This window comes from Citrobacter portucalensis, assembly GCF_002042885.1.
Lineage (GTDB): Bacteria > Pseudomonadota > Gammaproteobacteria > Enterobacterales > Enterobacteriaceae > Citrobacter > Citrobacter portucalensis.
Genome location: NZ_MVFY01000024.1, coordinates 21,630 through 37,596, shown reverse-complemented (window position 1 = coordinate 37,596; position 15,967 = coordinate 21,630). Strand labels below are relative to the sequence as shown.

The 15,967-nt window shown below is 53.2% G+C and carries 14 protein-coding genes; 6 read left to right on the top strand and 8 right to left on the bottom strand.

From position 1 onward, the window contains the following. The first annotated feature begins 129 nt into the window (after nt 1-129). Nucleotides 130-387: a multiple stress resistance protein BhsA gene (gene bhsA / locus BZK40_RS22785; protein WP_003030810.1), complete on the top strand. Its 258-nt coding sequence runs from the start codon at nt 130-132 to the stop codon at nt 385-387. A gap of 86 nt (nt 388-473) precedes the next feature. Here bhsA and ldtC read toward each other — a convergent pair whose 3' ends face one another. The 3 genes from ldtC to BZK40_RS22770 all read right to left on the bottom strand — a co-directional run bounded on the left by ldtC (nt 474) and on the right by BZK40_RS22770 (nt 6,224). Continuing rightward, nucleotides 474-1,439: a L,D-transpeptidase LdtC gene (gene ldtC, locus BZK40_RS22780; protein ID WP_032944376.1), complete on the bottom strand. Its 966-nt coding sequence runs from the start codon at nt 1,437-1,439 to the stop codon at nt 474-476. A gap of 155 nt (nt 1,440-1,594) precedes the next feature. Then, entirely contained in the window at nt 1,595-5,041 is a 3,447-nt protein-coding gene (gene mfd, locus BZK40_RS22775; protein WP_079935354.1) for a transcription-repair coupling factor, read from the bottom strand. 118 nt (nt 5,042-5,159) lie between these two features. Beyond that, the gene (locus BZK40_RS22770) at nt 5,160-6,224 is read right to left on the bottom strand and encodes an acyltransferase family protein (protein WP_079935353.1); all 1,065 of its coding nucleotides are present in this window, start codon (nt 6,222-6,224) and stop codon (nt 5,160-5,162) included. Between the two features lie 261 nt (nt 6,225-6,485). On the opposite strand from BZK40_RS22770, the gene lolC reads away from it, so the two are divergent. The 5 genes from lolC to cobB all read left to right on the top strand — a co-directional run bounded on the left by lolC (nt 6,486) and on the right by cobB (nt 11,461). Beyond that, nucleotides 6,486-7,685 carry a lipoprotein-releasing ABC transporter permease subunit LolC gene (gene lolC, locus BZK40_RS22760; protein ID WP_032934420.1) on the top strand — a complete coding sequence of 400 codons (1,200 nt, stop codon included), beginning with the start codon at nt 6,486-6,488 and terminating at the stop codon, nt 7,683-7,685. Continuing rightward, the gene (lolD, locus tag BZK40_RS22755) at nt 7,678-8,379 is read left to right on the top strand and encodes a lipoprotein-releasing ABC transporter ATP-binding protein LolD (protein ID WP_003832278.1); all 702 of its coding nucleotides are present in this window, start codon (nt 7,678-7,680) and stop codon (nt 8,377-8,379) included. The genes lolC and lolD overlap by 8 nt, the downstream gene beginning before the upstream one ends. Further along, a complete protein-coding gene (gene lolE, locus BZK40_RS22750; RefSeq protein ID WP_003030804.1) occupies nt 8,379-9,623 on the top strand; it encodes a lipoprotein-releasing ABC transporter permease subunit LolE in 1,245 nt (414 codons plus the stop codon). Before lolD ends, lolE begins: the two co-directional genes overlap by 1 nt. Before the next feature lie 89 nt (nt 9,624-9,712). Next, nucleotides 9,713-10,624 (top strand): N-acetylglucosamine kinase, encoded by a 912-nt coding sequence (gene nagK / locus BZK40_RS22745; RefSeq protein ID WP_020996481.1) that lies wholly within the window; start codon nt 9,713-9,715, stop codon nt 10,622-10,624. Between the two features lie 15 nt (nt 10,625-10,639). Continuing rightward, on the top strand, nt 10,640-11,461 hold the full coding sequence (cobB, locus tag BZK40_RS22740) for a Sir2 family NAD+-dependent deacetylase (RefSeq protein ID WP_003832281.1): 822 nt from the start codon (nt 10,640-10,642) through the stop codon (nt 11,459-11,461). A gap of 21 nt (nt 11,462-11,482) precedes the next feature. On the opposite strand, the gene BZK40_RS22735 is transcribed toward cobB, so the two are convergent. The 5 genes from BZK40_RS22735 to potA all read right to left on the bottom strand — a co-directional run bounded on the left by BZK40_RS22735 (nt 11,483) and on the right by potA (nt 15,955). Next, entirely contained in the window at nt 11,483-11,989 is a 507-nt protein-coding gene (locus BZK40_RS22735; protein WP_008784438.1) for a methyltransferase family protein, read from the bottom strand. A gap of 138 nt (nt 11,990-12,127) precedes the next feature. Beyond that, entirely contained in the window at nt 12,128-13,174 is a 1,047-nt protein-coding gene (gene potD / locus BZK40_RS22730; RefSeq protein ID WP_003030797.1) for a spermidine/putrescine ABC transporter substrate-binding protein PotD, read from the bottom strand. A gap of 27 nt (nt 13,175-13,201) precedes the next feature. After that, nucleotides 13,202-13,981 carry a spermidine/putrescine ABC transporter permease PotC gene (gene potC / locus BZK40_RS22725; RefSeq protein ID WP_003030794.1) on the bottom strand — a complete coding sequence of 260 codons (780 nt, stop codon included), beginning with the start codon at nt 13,979-13,981 and terminating at the stop codon, nt 13,202-13,204. Continuing rightward, a complete protein-coding gene (potB, locus tag BZK40_RS22720; RefSeq protein ID WP_032943032.1) occupies nt 13,978-14,835 on the bottom strand; it encodes a spermidine/putrescine ABC transporter permease PotB in 858 nt (285 codons plus the stop codon). The genes potC and potB overlap by 4 nt, the downstream gene beginning before the upstream one ends. Continuing rightward, nucleotides 14,819-15,955 carry a spermidine/putrescine ABC transporter ATP-binding protein PotA gene (potA, locus tag BZK40_RS22715; RefSeq protein ID WP_003832287.1) on the bottom strand — a complete coding sequence of 379 codons (1,137 nt, stop codon included), beginning with the start codon at nt 15,953-15,955 and terminating at the stop codon, nt 14,819-14,821. The genes potB and potA overlap by 17 nt, the downstream gene beginning before the upstream one ends. Between the last annotated feature and the right edge of the window lie 12 nt (nt 15,956-15,967).

Genomic DNA, 15,967 nt, shown 5'->3' with positions numbered 1-15,967 from the left:
ACCTTTATATTTTATATAACGATCATTATAAAAAAATGTTGACGTGTGACCTGGATCACATCTATGATTTACCTATCGATCGTTAAGTTAATCTTTTCGACACCTATTCATCTGCTAAAGGTCACTATCATGAAAAACGTAAAAACACTGTTTGTCGCTGCTGTTCTTAGCTCACTGTCATTTGCAAGCTTTGCCGCTGTTGAAGTTCAGTCCACTCCTGCGGGCCAAGAGAAAGTCGGTACTATTTCTGCGAATGCGGGGACTAACCTAGGTTCTCTGGAAGATCAACTGGCGCAGAAAGCCGATGAGATGGGTGCGAAGTCTTTCCGTATTACTTCCGTTACCGGTCCTAACACTCTTCACGGAACTGCTGTTATCTACAAATAAGATTTAACCCATCGCAATGCCACTGCGAGTTAAATAAAAAACCCCCGCGGAATAAAATCCAGCGGGGGTTTTTTTATACGCTACGTTTACAGCGGTTGTTGAGCAACGTCATGATGACGGGTCACATCGACCGGCATGCCTGAGCGAATCTCCATCGCATGATCCATGACGGCGGTATCTGTTTGCGCCGCATTTTTAAATGTCTGCATGGACGCGTTCAGCACGATCGGCAGCAGTTGCGGGTCGTCATTGATTTTTTCGGACAGCGGTTGGTGTACTTCCACCAGGCGCACGCCGTTAGGCTCAACGGATGCTTTGATCGGCGTATTGATAATATTGACCTTAGTTCCGGGCGTTACCTGACGGAACAGGGTTTCTATATCACCGTCGCGCAGACGAATACAGCCGGAGCTGACGCGCATTCCGATGCCAAAATCAGCATTTGTACCGTGCAACAGGTACACGCCGCCGTATGCCGCTAAGCGAATCGCATGATGGCCCATCGGGTTATCCGGACCGGCAGGCACAACGGCAGGCAGGTCAATCCCGTTTGCTTTGTATCGCGCGCGGATATTTGCCGTCGGCGTCCAGGTGGGGTTGGCGCGTTTATCAGAGATGGTGGTTACCATCGTAGGCGTCAGCGTGTCACCACCTAACTGGCCAATACCAATAGGATACACGGTCACCGAATTGGTCCCCGGCTGGTAATAATAAAGACGCAGTTCAGCGAGGTTGATAACAATACCTTCGCGCGGGGCATCAGGTAGCAGAGTTTGTAACGGGATCGTCAAAACGCTGCCCGGACGTGGTACGTAAGGGTCAACGCCAGGGTTGGCCTGCAGCAGCGCGAGAAAGCCGACATTGTACTTTTTCGCAATCGCTTCCAGAGAACCGCCATTGTCTTCAACAACGTGAACGGCATTCTGACCCACCAGACGGCTTCCCGGTGGCGGCAGCGGCCAGGTGTTTGCCTGAGCCGGAAGTGCTAACGCGAATGTCGCTGCAAGCGTAAAAAACGCGAGCCAGCGAGAGAGTCGTTTATTGTTTAACATCACCATAAATCCATTGTTTTTACGTGGTTTTTATTATGTAAAAGTAAACGAGAATTATGGCTGTTTGCTGTGTCGGGAAGTGCAGGGAAGTGCAAAGAGTTTGTAAATTCATCAGGCCGGGTGAGTGGTGTGCTCACCCGGCCTGTTCACTATGCTTATGCTACGGCGTTTTCTTCAAGCTGACGCATAAACTGGCGGACCCATTCGATCCGCGTTTTACGCTCGCTCAACTCCTGCATGAATTTCAGCCGGGTTGGACCGTCCAGACGGAAGTGCTGCGGCTGCTTTTGCAGTAAACCAATCAGCCAGACCGGGTTGACGTGGTTTTTCTCGGCAAATTCAATGGTACCGCCTTTTTCATTGCCTTCGAGCTTTCTGATCCCCAGTTTCTGCGCCTGCTGGCGTAAACGGGCGATATCCAGCAGCGTACGAGCCGGGTCGGGCAGCAAGCCAAAACGGTCTATCAGCTCAACCTTAATTTCTTCCAGTTCGTTTTCGCCTTTCGCACTGGCAATGCGCTTGTAGAACGACAGTCGGGTGTTTACATCCGGGATATAGTCATCCGGCAGCAGAGACGGCATGCGCAGTTCAACTTCGGTTTGCTGGCTGGTGAGATCTTCCAGTGACGGCTCACGCCCTTCTTTGAGCGCATCGACCGCGTTTTCCAGCAGTTCCATATACAGTGAGAAGCCGATGCTTTCCATGGAACCACTCTGATCTTCACCCAGTAATTCCCCGGCGCCGCGAATTTCGAGGTCGTGGGTCGCCAGCGCAAAACCTGCACCCAAATCTTCCAGCGAGGCGATGGCTTCCAGACGTTTTTGCGCGTCGGTGGTCATCGCTTTCGGATGCGGCGTCAGCAGCCAGGCGTAAGCCTGGTGGTGAGAACGTCCCACACGACCGCGCAACTGGTGTAATTGCGCTAAACCGAAGTGATCCGCTCGTTCGATGATGATGGTGTTAGCGGTGGGGATGTCGATCCCGGTTTCGATAATGGTGGTACACACCAGCACGTTAAAACGCTGATGGTGGAAATCATTCATCACGCGTTCCAGTTCGCGCTCGCGCATTTGTCCGTGACCGATACCAATACGCGCTTCCGGCACCAGTTCAGCTAATCTGTCAGCGGTTTTCTGGATGTTTTCGACGTCGTTAAACAGATAATAAACTTGTCCCCCGCGCAGAACTTCACGCAGGATCGCCTCGCGTACCACCAGGTTGTCGTATTCGCGCACGAAGGTTTTGACCGCCAGACGACGAGCGGGCGGCGTGGCGATAATCGACAGATCGCGCATGCCGCTCATTGCCATATTGAGCGTACGTGGAATTGGCGTTGCCGTCAGGGTCAGAATATCGACATCTGCGCGCATCGCCTTGATGCGTTCTTTGTGGCGCACGCCGAAACGGTGCTCTTCATCGACAATCAGCAGACCCAGATCTTTTAACTTCACATCCGCTTGCAGCAGTTTGTGCGTGCCGATGAGAATATCAATTTTTCCCTCGGCAACTTGCTCCAGAATCTGCGCTTGCTCTTTGGCGCTACGGAAACGGGACAACATCTCAATGCGTACCGGCCAGTTGGCAAAGCGGTCGCGGAAGTTGTCGAAGTGCTGCTGTGCGAGCAGGGTGGTCGGCACCAGCACGGCAACCTGCTTGTGGTTCTCTACGGCGAGAAAGGCCGCGCGCATCGCGACTTCGGTTTTACCAAAGCCGACGTCGCCGCACACCAGGCGGTCCATGGCCAGCGGTTGACACATATCGCTGAGTACCGCGTTAATCGCCTGCGCCTGGTCAGGCGTGGTTTCAAACGGGAAACTGTCGCAAAACAGCTGATACTGTTCACGGTCATGCTTAAAGGCAAAGCCTTCTTTCGCCGCGCGCTGGGCATAAATATCCAGCAGCTCTGCCGCAACATCGCGCACCTTCTCAGCGGCTTTCTGTCGGGCACGTGACCAGGCATCGCCGCCAAGTTTATGCAGCGGCGCATTCTCTTCTGCGCCACCTGCATAGCGGCTGATCAGATGCAGTGACGACACCGGCACGTACAGTTTGGCGTCGTTGGCATAGGTGAGCATCAGATATTCACCGGTGATGCCGCCCGCTTCCAGCGTGGTCATACCGGCATAACGACCCACGCCATGCTCCAGATGCACCACCGGCTGACCGGGATGCAGCTCTGCGAGGTTACGAATTAACGTATCCGGGTTGATGGTGCGACGAGAATCCTGGCGGCGGCGCGCCACGCGTTCCCCAAGCAGATCGCTTTCACAAATCAGCGCCAGATTGCGTTTGCTATCGATGAAGCCGTGCTCAGCTGCGCCAATCATCAGATAACGACCGTTATCTACGGCTTCATCGAGTCGCAATATCCGCTTCGGCGCCACTTTGATACGGGCGAGCAGTTCGCCAAGTGCTTCACGGCGGCCTTCACTTTCCACCGAGAAAATCACCGGACCGGTGAAGCCTTCAAGGAATTTACGTAACGCATCTAACGGCGCTTTTTGCTGTGCCTGAACGGCGATATCCGGCAGCTTCTGGAACCCGAGGTTAGTATTCGCTGCTTTGTTCGCCAGACTCTCGGTTTTCAGTTGAACGCGCGGCCAGCGTTTAAGTTCAGAAAACAGCTCATCAACCCGCAGCCACAGCGATTCCGGCGGCAGAAGCGGGCGCATCGGATCAACACCGCGATTTTCAAAGCGTGACAGGGTATCGGCCTGGAAGCGTTCTGCGCTGGTCTCGATATCACCGGTATTCACCAATAACGTATTGGCGGGGAAGTAGCTGAACAGCGGCGGCAGCGGCTCGCTGAAAAACAGCGGTTGCCAGTATTCAATACCCGCAGGTAACGTGCCTTTGCTGACCTGCTGGTAAATATGTTCGGCGTCGCGTTTCACCTCAAAGGTATCGCGCCACTGGCTACGGAATAGTTCGATGGCCGTTTTGTCAGTCGGGAATTCGTGTGCGGGTAGCAAATTAATGGCATCGACTTCTTCCAGCGTGCGCTGGGTGTCGGTATCAAACAGACGCAGGCTGTCGATTTCGTCATCAAAGAAATCCAGACGATAAGGCAACTCGCTGCCCATCGGGAACAAATCCAACAACGCGCCGCGTGTGGCGTATTCGCCGTGTTCCATGACCTGATCAACATGGCGATAGCCCGCACTGTCCAGCTGTTCACGCAGAGCATCACGTGAAAGTCGTTGGCCCTTTTTCATGACCAGCGCATGACCGTGCAGATAGCTGTGCGGACAAACGCGCTGCATCAGTGTATTTACCGGAACGATCAGCACGCCGCGCTGCATGGCAGGCAGCTGATACAGCGTGGAGAGCCGCGAGGAGATAATCTCCTGATGGGGAGAAAAGCTGTCGTAGGGTAGCGTTTCCCAGTCGGCCAGGTTCATCACCATCTGGTCAGTAAACTGACGAATTTCATCATGCAAACGCAGCGCATTTTGCATGTCCGGCGCGATCAGGACCACTGGACCCGCGTGATGTTCGGCGATTTCGGCGACCAGCGTTGCGCAGGCGGCACCGGTAAGCTCACCTAACTGGCGCTGATCGCCAGCTTTCGCCGGGAGCGTGTAACGATGTTGTTCAGGCATTCGGTTGTCAGGATCTCGTTTAGATATACATCTGATAAGCAATGTTCTTTATTATCCGTGATCGTTTCTCATAAGCAAATTGATTCGCCCCCTGATGGGGGCAAAAAGCGCGTAGGGGTTAGCGCGAGACAGCCGATAAAGAAGGCGGGGAAAAGAGCAGGTCGGCCACTGTTTTTTGTGAAATTTTACGTACCAACAGGCCAAACAAGGTGCACAGTAGCAGGCAGGCGAACGGATACACCAGCAGCAGGGCCAGCTCCGCATAGGCAGGCCAGGCGGCATGATTGATTTTGGGGATTAGCGTTAAGCTGAACAGCTCAACCAGAATACGGTGGGTGGTGTAGATGGCGATGGTATTGGCACCAATCACGCTTAACGGGCCGGACTCACGCATACCAAAGCGCAGCTCAAATTGATAAAACAGCTTCATGATCAGCACAATGGAAAGCAGAGAAAGTAATAGTGAGACATTTGCCAGCCACGCGACGACGGCGGCGATTGCGCTAACCAGAACAATGACCGCATGGCGGCGCAGGGGCACCTCCTTGATCCATACCATCAGCGTTGCGCCAAACCATGCACCGAGGCTGTACCAGGGCAGATTGCGAATCACGCTGTTCATTCCCCACCACGGCGTCGGGACAAAATTGATCGCCACGCTCAGCACCACAAATAACGCCAACAGCGGCACCGCCCAGCGGCTGAAAATTTTACACAGAACAAAATAGACAATCAGCGCGTACAGATACCACAAGCTGGTACTGGCGGTCAGCATTCCGTGGGTAAAACCCGCGATCGAATCGGCATACGCGGCGTTGGCAGCATGGCTCAGATCGCGCTGTGGGGCCAGCCAGTTATTGAGCGCGACTAACGCCAGCCATTGCACCACTCCCCAAAGCACCAGCACCCAGGCAATGTTCCAGATCCGCTTATCCACGCAGGTGGTCCACGGGACGCTATCAATGTAGCGACGGATCAGATACCCCGAAATAAAGAAAAAGACCGGCATGCGAAACGGCGCCAGGTACAAATTGAGGTAAATCCAGCATTTGCTCAGCAGCTCTGAAAGCGGATGCTGAAAAGTAGTGAGGTGCGGGTAAAACGTGATTACCGAGTGGTAAATCACCACCAGACAAATACATAACCCTTTGATTTGATTAATCCATAGTTCTTTTTTCTTCATCGAGACGGCGTATCCATATTGTTGGCTATAGCCTGCCATCCTGCGCAACCCGCTGTGCGCTGTAATGCGTAACTGTCTGCATTTTGTTTTTTTAAGATAAAGATCAGGGACCCGGGCTGAAGGGTAGAGGGACAACTTTAGCGAATTGATTTATTTATACTTTTAGGAATAGTGCTGACGAACACTTACGGTTCAGTCATTTACCCATTCCGCTTTCGCTTATATACTCGTGACTTTGCTAACAGCAACCAGACGGATTTCATGTACCAACCTGTCGCTCTATTCATCGGCCTGCGTTATATGCGTGGGCGTGCAGCAGATCGCTTCGGTCGCTTCGTTTCCTGGCTCTCCACCATAGGCATTACTCTCGGGGTAATGGCGCTGGTCACGGTGTTGTCGGTGATGAACGGTTTCGAGCGCGAGCTGCAAAACAATATTCTTGGCCTGATGCCTCAGGCCGTACTCTCGTCTGAACAGGGTTCCCTCAACCCGCAACAACTGCCGGAAAAAGCGGTGGTGTTGAACGGCGTCAACCGCGTTGCACCCATAACTACGGGAGATGTGGTGCTGCAAAGCGCGCGTAGCGTTGCCGTCGGCGTGATGCTCGGTATCGATCCGGCGCAAAAAGATCCGTTAACGCCGTATCTGGTCAATGTGAAGCAAACAGATCTGCAACCGGGTAAGTATAATGTCATCCTCGGCGAGCAGCTTGCCGGGCAGTTGGGCGTGAACCGTGGCGATCAAATCCGTGTGATGGTGCCCTCGGCCAGCCAGTTTACGCCGATGGGGCGTTTGCCGAGCCAGCGTTTGTTTACGGTGATTGGCACTTTCGCCGCCAACAGCGAAGTCGATGGCTACCAGATGCTGACCAACATTCAGGATGCCTCGCGTCTGATGCGCTATCCGGTGGGTAATATCACTGGCTGGCGTCTGTGGCTGAACGAACCGTTAAAAGTTGACACGCTGAGCCAGCAAACGCTGCCGCAGGGCACCAAATGGCAGGACTGGCGCGAGCGCAAAGGGGAACTGTTCCAGGCCGTGCGCATGGAAAAGAACATGATGGGGCTGCTGCTTAGCCTGATCGTGGCGGTGGCGGCTTTTAATATTATTACCTCGCTGGGTCTGATGGTAATGGAGAAGCAAGGGGAAGTGGCGATTTTACAAACGCAGGGGCTAACGCCGCGGCAGATAATGATGGTGTTTATGGTTCAGGGGGCCAGTGCCGGGGTGATTGGCGCGCTGCTGGGCGCTGTACTGGGTGCCTTGCTCGCCAGCCAACTGAACAATCTGATGCCAATTATTGGTGTGCTGCTGGATGGCGCTGCGCTGCCGGTCGCTATCGAGCCGCTGCAGGTTATCGTCATTGCGCTGGTGGCGATGGCCATCGCGCTGCTGTCTACGCTTTATCCTTCCTGGCGCGCTGCCGCCACTCAACCCGCTGAGGCTTTACGTTATGAATAAGATCCTGTTGCAATGCGACAACCTGTGCAAACGCTATCAGGAAGGCACTGTGCAGACCGATGTACTGCACGATGTCAGTTTTTGCGTCGGCGAAGGTGAGATGATGGCGATTGTCGGCAGCTCAGGCTCCGGCAAGAGTACGTTGCTGCATCTGTTAGGTGGGTTGGATACCCCGACTTCCGGCGACGTCATTTTTAGCGGTCAGCCAATGAGTAAGCTCTCGTCGGCGGCGAAAGCGGAACTGCGTAATCAGAAGCTGGGCTTTATTTACCAGTTCCACCATTTGCTGCCGGATTTTACCGCGCTGGAAAACGTAGCGATGCCGCTGCTGATCGGCAAGAAAAAACCGGCTGAAATCACCGAGCGCGCACGGGATATGCTGAAAGCGGTAGGGCTGGATCATCGTGCCAGTCATCGCCCGTCTGAACTGTCTGGCGGCGAACGCCAGCGGGTGGCCATCGCGCGTGCGCTGGTGAATAACCCGCGCCTGGTCCTGGCAGATGAGCCAACGGGTAACCTGGATGCGCGTAACGCGGACAGCATTTTCGAGCTTCTGGGTGAGCTGAACCGCTCTCAGGGCACGGCATTTCTGGTGGTGACGCACGATCTGCAACTGGCGAAGCGGATGAGTCGCCAGCTTGAAATGCGCGATGGTCGCCTGACGGCTGAACTGAGCCTGATGGGAGCTGAGTAATGGCTTCGCCTTTATCGTTATTGATTGGTCTGCGCTTTAGCCGTGGTCGGCGGCGCGGCGGTATGGTTTCGTTAATTTCGGTGATATCTACCGTTGGCATCGCGTTGGGTGTGGCGGTGTTGATCGTCGGTTTAAGTGCCATGAACGGATTTGAGCGTGAGCTGAACAACCGTATTCTGGCCGTAGTCCCACACGGAGAGATTGAAGCCGTAAATCAGCCGTGGAATAACTGGCAGGAAGCGCTCGACAAGGTACAAAAAGTGCCGGGTATTGTCGCCGCGGCGCCTTATATCAACTTTACCGGACTGGTGGAGAGCGGGGCGAACTTACGCGCGGTGCAGGTGAAGGGCGTTGACCCGAAACAGGAACAGCGTTTAAGCGCGTTGCCATCCTTTGTGCAAAACCACGCCTGGGATAATTTTAAAGCCGGTGAACAACAAATCATCATTGGTAAGGGCATTGCCGATGCGCTGAAGGTGAAGCAGGGTGACTGGGTATCGATTATGATCCCTAACGCCAGTGCGGATCATAAGCTACAGCAGCCTAAACGCGTGCGTTTGCACGTGACGGGGATCCTGCAACTGAGCGGTCAGCTCGATCACAGCTTTGCCATGATCCCAATGGAAGATGCGCAGCAATATCTTGATATGGGAACCAGCGTTTCCGGGATCGCGCTGAAGGTTAACGACGTGTTTAACGCCAATAAGCTGGTGCGAGACGCGGGTGAAGTCACCAATAACTATGTTTACATCAAGAGCTGGATCGGCACCTACGGCTATATGTACCGCGATATTCAGATGATCCGCGCCATTATGTATCTGGCTATGGTGCTGGTGATTGGCGTGGCCTGTTTTAATATCGTTTCCACGTTAGTGATGGCGGTAAAAGACAAAAGCGGCGATATTGCGGTATTAAGAACCCTCGGGGCGAAAGATGGGTTGATCCGTGCCATTTTTGTCTGGTACGGCCTGCTGGCGGGTCTGTTCGGTAGCCTGATAGGCGTCGTCATCGGGGTGGTTGTCTCGTTGCAACTGACGCCGATCATAAACGGGATTGAGGCGCTTATCGGCCATCAGTTCCTGTCCGGCGATATCTATTTCATTGACTTCCTGCCATCGGAATTACACTGGCTGGATGTGATTTACGTGCTGGTGACAGCACTCGTGCTGAGTCTTTTGGCAAGTTGGTATCCGGCGCGTCGCGCCAGCAATATTGATCCTGCGAGAGTACTTAGCGGCCAATAACAACAATAATACACGACAGCATTCATGCTGCATCAAGGCGTAGCCAACGCAGAGGCATCTTGAAGGATGACGTGTATCAAGGAGCGGTGATGTATTACGGATTTGACATCGGCGGGACCAAAATTGCGCTGGGCGTGTTTGATAAGCAACGTCGTCTGCAATGGGAAACTCGCGTTCCTACGCCTCGCGACAGCTACGACGCTTTCCTTGATGCGGTCTGCAATCTGGTGACGGAAGCGGATCAGCGGTTCGGCATCAAAGGTTCGGTAGGCATCGGCATTCCGGGCATGCCGGAAACCGAAGACGGCACGCTGTACGCGGCCAACGTTCCTGCCGCCAGTGGCAAACCACTCCGCGCCGATCTCAGCGCTCGCCTTGACCGCGATGTGCGTCTGGATAACGATGCGAACTGTTTTGCTCTCTCCGAAGCCTGGGATGACGAGTTCACCCAATATCCGCTGGTGATGGGGTTGATCCTCGGTACGGGCGTCGGCGGCGGCCTGGTGCTTAACGGGAAATCCATCACCGGACGCAGCTATATCACCGGTGAGTTTGGTCATATTCGTTTGCCGGTCGATGCGCTGACGCTGATGGGCTTTGATTTCCCGCTGCGCCGCTGCGGATGCGGTCAACTGGGATGCATCGAAAGCTATCTTTCCGGCGGTGGATTTGCGTGGTTGTATCAGCATTACTACCATCAACCGCTGGATGCCCGCGAAATCATCGCGCTGTGGGAGCAGGGTGACGAACATGCGCGTGCCCACGTTGAACGCTATCTGGATTTGCTGGCAGTGTGTCTTGGGAATATCCTGACTATCGTCGATCCTGATTTGGTGGTGATTGGCGGAGGCTTGTCGAATTTTACCGCTATTACGACGCAACTGGCGGATCGACTGCCACGTCATCTGCTGCCGGTTGCCCGGGTACCGCGTATTGAGCAGGCACGGCACGGTGATGCCGGCGGGATGCGCGGGGCTGCTTTCCTACATCTTACCGATTAATACAAAGAGGTTGTTATGCTGTCGCGTCGGGGTCATCGGTTAAGCCGCTTTCGTAAAAATAAACGCCATTTGCGCGATCGCCTGCGTCAACGAATCTTTTTCAGAGACAGAGTGGTGCCTGAATTGATGGAAAAACCAAGAGTGCTGGTACTGACTGGAGCGGGAATCTCCGCTGAGTCAGGAATTCGAACATTCCGCGCGGCGGATGGTCTCTGGGAAGAACATCGGGTAGAGGACGTTGCGACTCCGGAAGGATTTAGTCGAAACCCGGAACTGGTTCAGTCGTTTTATAACGCCCGTCGCCATCAGTTGCAGCAGCCTGAAATCCAACCCAACGCGGCGCATATCGCACTGGCAAAACTCGAAGCCGAGCTGGGCGATCGTTTTTTACTGGTGACGCAGAACATTGATAATCTGCATGAGCGTGCGGGCAGCCAGAACGTTATCCATATGCACGGCGAGTTGCTCAAAGTTCGCTGTTCGCAAAGCGGGCAGATTCTGGAATGGACGGGCGATGTGACACCGGAAGATAAATGTCATTGCTGCCAGTTTCCGGCACCGCTGCGACCACACGTAGTGTGGTTTGGTGAAATGCCGCTGGGTATGGATGAAATTTATATGGCACTGGCAATGGCAGATGTGTTCATTGCGATTGGCACATCAGGACATGTTTATCCGGCAGCGGGTTTTGTGCATGAGGCGCGGCTGCATGGGGCACATACGGTAGAACTCAATCTCGAACCGAGCCAGGTAGGCAGTGAGTTTGAAGAGAAGTATTACGGTCCGGCAAGCCAGGTAGTGCCTGAGTTCGTTGAGAAGTTATTGAAAGGGCTGTAACGGCTATCCGGATAATACTGTTTAAGCCTGTACAAGCTGGCGGTCCTCACGCAGGGCCGCCATAATCAAAAATCCAACGATGTAAAAACAACAGATCAGCCCCAGTGCGCTCAGCCATATGGGTAGTCGGGTAATGTAAACCAGGCTGCACGAGATAATCACCAGAATAATTCCGGTATACATGGGGTGCGCAATCCAGGCAAAAATGCCGCGCGTAACCCTTTTTGCACGAGGTAAATAGTAGCCTGTCCATGTGTGGCTCTCCCCCAAATCCCATTTTCCTTTGATGACCAGCGCGTTACCTACGATCGCCAAAATCAGACATCCCCACTCCACCGGACCAATCTGATGACTGAAAAACAGGCTATAACCAAAAACCAGGATCGGTATTAAAAAGGTGAGCCGTAGCAGGCGGGTTGCGGTGACAGGCAGCAAAGGACGAGCGTTTACCGGCTGCTTACGTGGGAGAATCACCAGCGTAAATACGATCAGATTAGCCAACTCAAGTAGCAGCCAGAGCGTTGTCATTGGAAGCCTCAGAAGCCGGCCTGGAATACTGTAAGCATAGCCAGAAACTGGGGGAGCGGGAATCAGTCGAAAGGCGTAAAAAGTAGGGATTGGCAGGTAGCAACCCGGCGCAGCGACGCCTGCCGGGTTGCACGAGTATTAGCGTCCTGCTTTTAGCTTCTGATAATACTCTTCGTAGATAGCGCTGGCGGAACCGACATCGTTTTGCCATTCCCCTTTGTTGATGGTTTCCGCGTCAGGGTAGAGCGTTTTGTCGTTCGCGACCTCAGGACTTAACAGCTTGCGTGCTGCCAGGTTCGGCGTCGGGTAACCGATAGTTTCTGCGACTTCTTTCGCGACGTCCGGGCGCAGCAGGAAGTTAATCAGCTTCAGCGCACCTTCTTTGTTTTTCGCGTTAGCCGGAATAGACAGGCTGTCCATCCAGAAAATGCCACCTTCTTTCGGCCATACCACTTCCAACGGTGTGCCCGCCTGACGCGCAACATACGCGGAGCCGTTCCACACCATCCCCAGATTAACTTCGCCTTCCATATACGGGTTGGCCGGGTTGTCAGAGTTAAATGCCGCAACGTTAGGCATCAGCTTCTTCAACTCGTTATAGGCGGCTTCAATCTCTTTAGGATCGGTGGTATTGCCGGAATATCCCAGCTTGCGCAGCGCCATCTGGAACACTTCTCGCGCATCATCCGTTAACAGCAGACTGCCTTTGTACTCCGGCTTCCACAGATCGGCCCAACTGGTGACGGTTTTCGGATCGATAGCATCGCTGTTGACGCCAATGGCCGTTGCACCCCAGATATACGGGATGGAGTAGTCATTGTTTGGGTCAAACGGCTTGTTGAGCATTTCCGGATCGAGGTTGTGGAAGTTGGTCAACGTCGACTTGTCGATCTTCTGGATCATGCCTTCTTTACGCATTTTATCGACGTAATAGGTGGACGGGACCACCAAATCGTATGCGCCGTCTTTATAGGTTTTGAGCTTGGCGTACATGGTTTCATTCGACTCGTAGGTCGAATAGATAACCTTAATGCCGGTTTCTTTGGTGAACTGCTCCAGCAGCCCCGGTGGGACATACTCGGTCCAGTTATAGAAATAGAGCGTGTTGTTGTCATTCGCGTGAGCGGCGCTCATGCCCAGTGCCAGAGCACCCGCCGCGAGCAGGTGGCGTGACCATTTTTTCATCATTTAACGTCCCCTGAATTAAGGGCCTTAGCGGCCCTTGGTTTTATCACGTGCAATAAGCTGGCTGGCAATCACCATAACCAGCGACAGAACCAACAAAATGGTCGCCAGCGCGTTCACCTCTGGTGATACGCCGACTTTAACCATTGAGTAGATTTTTAATGGCAAAATTTCATAACCCGGTCCGGTGACGAAAGATGAAACAACAACATCATCCATCGACAGCGTAAAACTCAGCAACCAACCCGCAGCCACCGCAGGCATAGCCAGTGGCAGTATTATCTTGCGCAGAATAGTTACTTCGCTGGCACCCAAATCTTTAGCCGCCTCAAGCATGCGGACATCAAAACCTTTCAGGCGAGAGTAAACCGTCACCACCACAAAAGGCAGACAAAAAGTGATATGCGAGAACAGCAGCGACCAGAAGCCCAGTTGAATGCCGATCAGCATAAACAGCACCAGCAGAGATATTGCCATCACAATATCCGGCGACATCATCACCACGAACAGCATGCCACTGACGAACGGTTTACCGCGAAAACGGTAACGGTACAGCGCAACCGCAGTGAGTGAGCCGATCAAGGTGGCAAAGGTGGCGGATAGCACCGCCATCGTCAGCGAGTGCTGCGCCGCCTGCAACAAGCTGTCGTTATTCATCAGCAGGCCGTACCATTTAGTAGTAAAACCCTGCCAGTTGATGCCAAAGCGCGAACTGTTAAAGGAGTTCACAATCAGAATGATGATTGGAATATACAGATACGCGTAGATAGCGGTCATAAAACCGCCGCGAAGCAGTCGACCGATCATTCGAGTTCCACCTTCTTGTTCAGTAAGCGGGAGGCGCGCCAGTAGATCAGCAGCATCAGACCCATTACGATGGTCAGCGTAATGCTGGTGGCTGCACCAAACGGCCAGTCGCGGATGTTCAGGAACTGAACTTTAATTACGTTACCAATCAGCAGGTTTTTCGCGCCGCCCATTAAGTCGGAAACGTAAAACAGCCCCATTGCGGGCAGCATGACCAGCAGGCATCCGGCGATAATTCCCGGCATCGTCAACGGAATAATGATGCGGGTGAAGGTCTGAAGCTTACTGGCGCCTAAATCGCGTGCGGCTTCCAGCAGCGGTTTATCGAGCTTTTCAATGCTGGAATAGAGCGGCATCACCATAAACGGCAGCAGGATGTATACCAGCCCGATAATCACCGCGCTGGGGGTAAACATAATGCGAATGGGTGTATCGATAACGCCGAGCCATAACAGAAACTCGTTGAGATAGCCTTTGGTACTGAGGAAAATTTTGAGTCCGTAGATGCGAATCAGAGAATTGGTCCAGAACGGAACAATCAGCAGGAACAGCAGCAGCGGGCGTACTTTTTCCGGCAGTTTCACCAAAAACCAGGCAAACGGGTAGCCGAGTACCAGACAGGCGAGCGTGGCAATCAGCGCCATATTGAGGGAGTGAACCAGTACCTCAAAATAGAGCGGATCGAGCAGGCGCGTATAGTTCTCCAGCGTAAAGACCATTTTGACGAAATTGGCGTCGTCACGGGTCAAAAAGCTGGTGCCGATGATCATCAGGTTGGGCAGAAAGACAAATAACACAAGCCAACCGACAATGGTGAAGATCACCACACTCTGGAATTTACTTGTGCTCTTCATCAGCCAGTACGACCTCCCAGCTTTCTACCCAGTTAATTGCCATTTTCTGGTCGAGCGAGTGGTCAAAGTCAGGATCGTCTTCGTTGAAGAATTCGCTGACCATCACCATCTTGCCATTTTCCAGTTCTACAACCGACTCCAGCGTCATGCCTTTGTAGTTGCGTTCGCGCACGTAGCCGATCAGGCCTTCGATATGATTATCATCATTGATTTCATCAACGCGCAAATCTTCAGGGCGTAACAGGACGTGCAGCTTTTGTCCGGGAACTACCGCGAAGTTGACATAAATATTGCACTCGCGGCCTTCAACGTTAGCACGAACACGCTGTTCATCCAGACGTTCAATCACCGTGGCGTTAAACATATTGATCTCGCCGATAAACCCGGCGACAAACAGATTCTTTGGCTCTTCGTAGATTTCGCGCGGCGTACCGTCCTGCTCAATCTTACCATCGCGCATCACCACGATGCGGTCGGACATGGTTAGCGCTTCTTCCTGATCGTGTGTGACAAAGACAAAAGTGATACCAAGCTTACGCTGCAGTGCTTTCAGTTCATTCTGCATCTGCTTACGCAGTTTGTAGTCCAGCGCAGAGAGGGATTCATCTAACAAGAGTAAGCGGGGTTTGTTGACCACTGCTCGGGCAATCGCTACGCGCTGCTGCTGTCCGCCGGAAAGTTGATGCGGTTTTCTCTGGGCGAACTCTTCCAGTTGCACCATGCGCAGGGCTTCGGTAACGCGGGGAGAAATGTCGGCTGCGGGCGTTTTTTGCATGCGCAAACCAAAGGCCACATTTTCAAACACAGTCATGTGGGGGAATAGCGCATAGCTTTGGAAGACGGTATTCACGTAGCGATTTTCCGCTGGAACGTGAGTGATGTCCTCGTTGTCCAACAAAATATGACCGGAATCAACCGTTTCCAGACCGGCAATCAGGCGAAGAACGGTTGTTTTACCGCAGCCAGAGGGGCCAAGCAGCGTAAGAAACTCGCCATTATTGATGGTCAAATCCAGGCTGGAAATCACCTCTTTGCCATCGAAACTTTTGCGAATTCCCGCTAATTGCACCAGTGGAGAAAGCGAACGCGGTTGTTTATTCAATTTTTTACTCTGTCCCATGTAAACGCAACG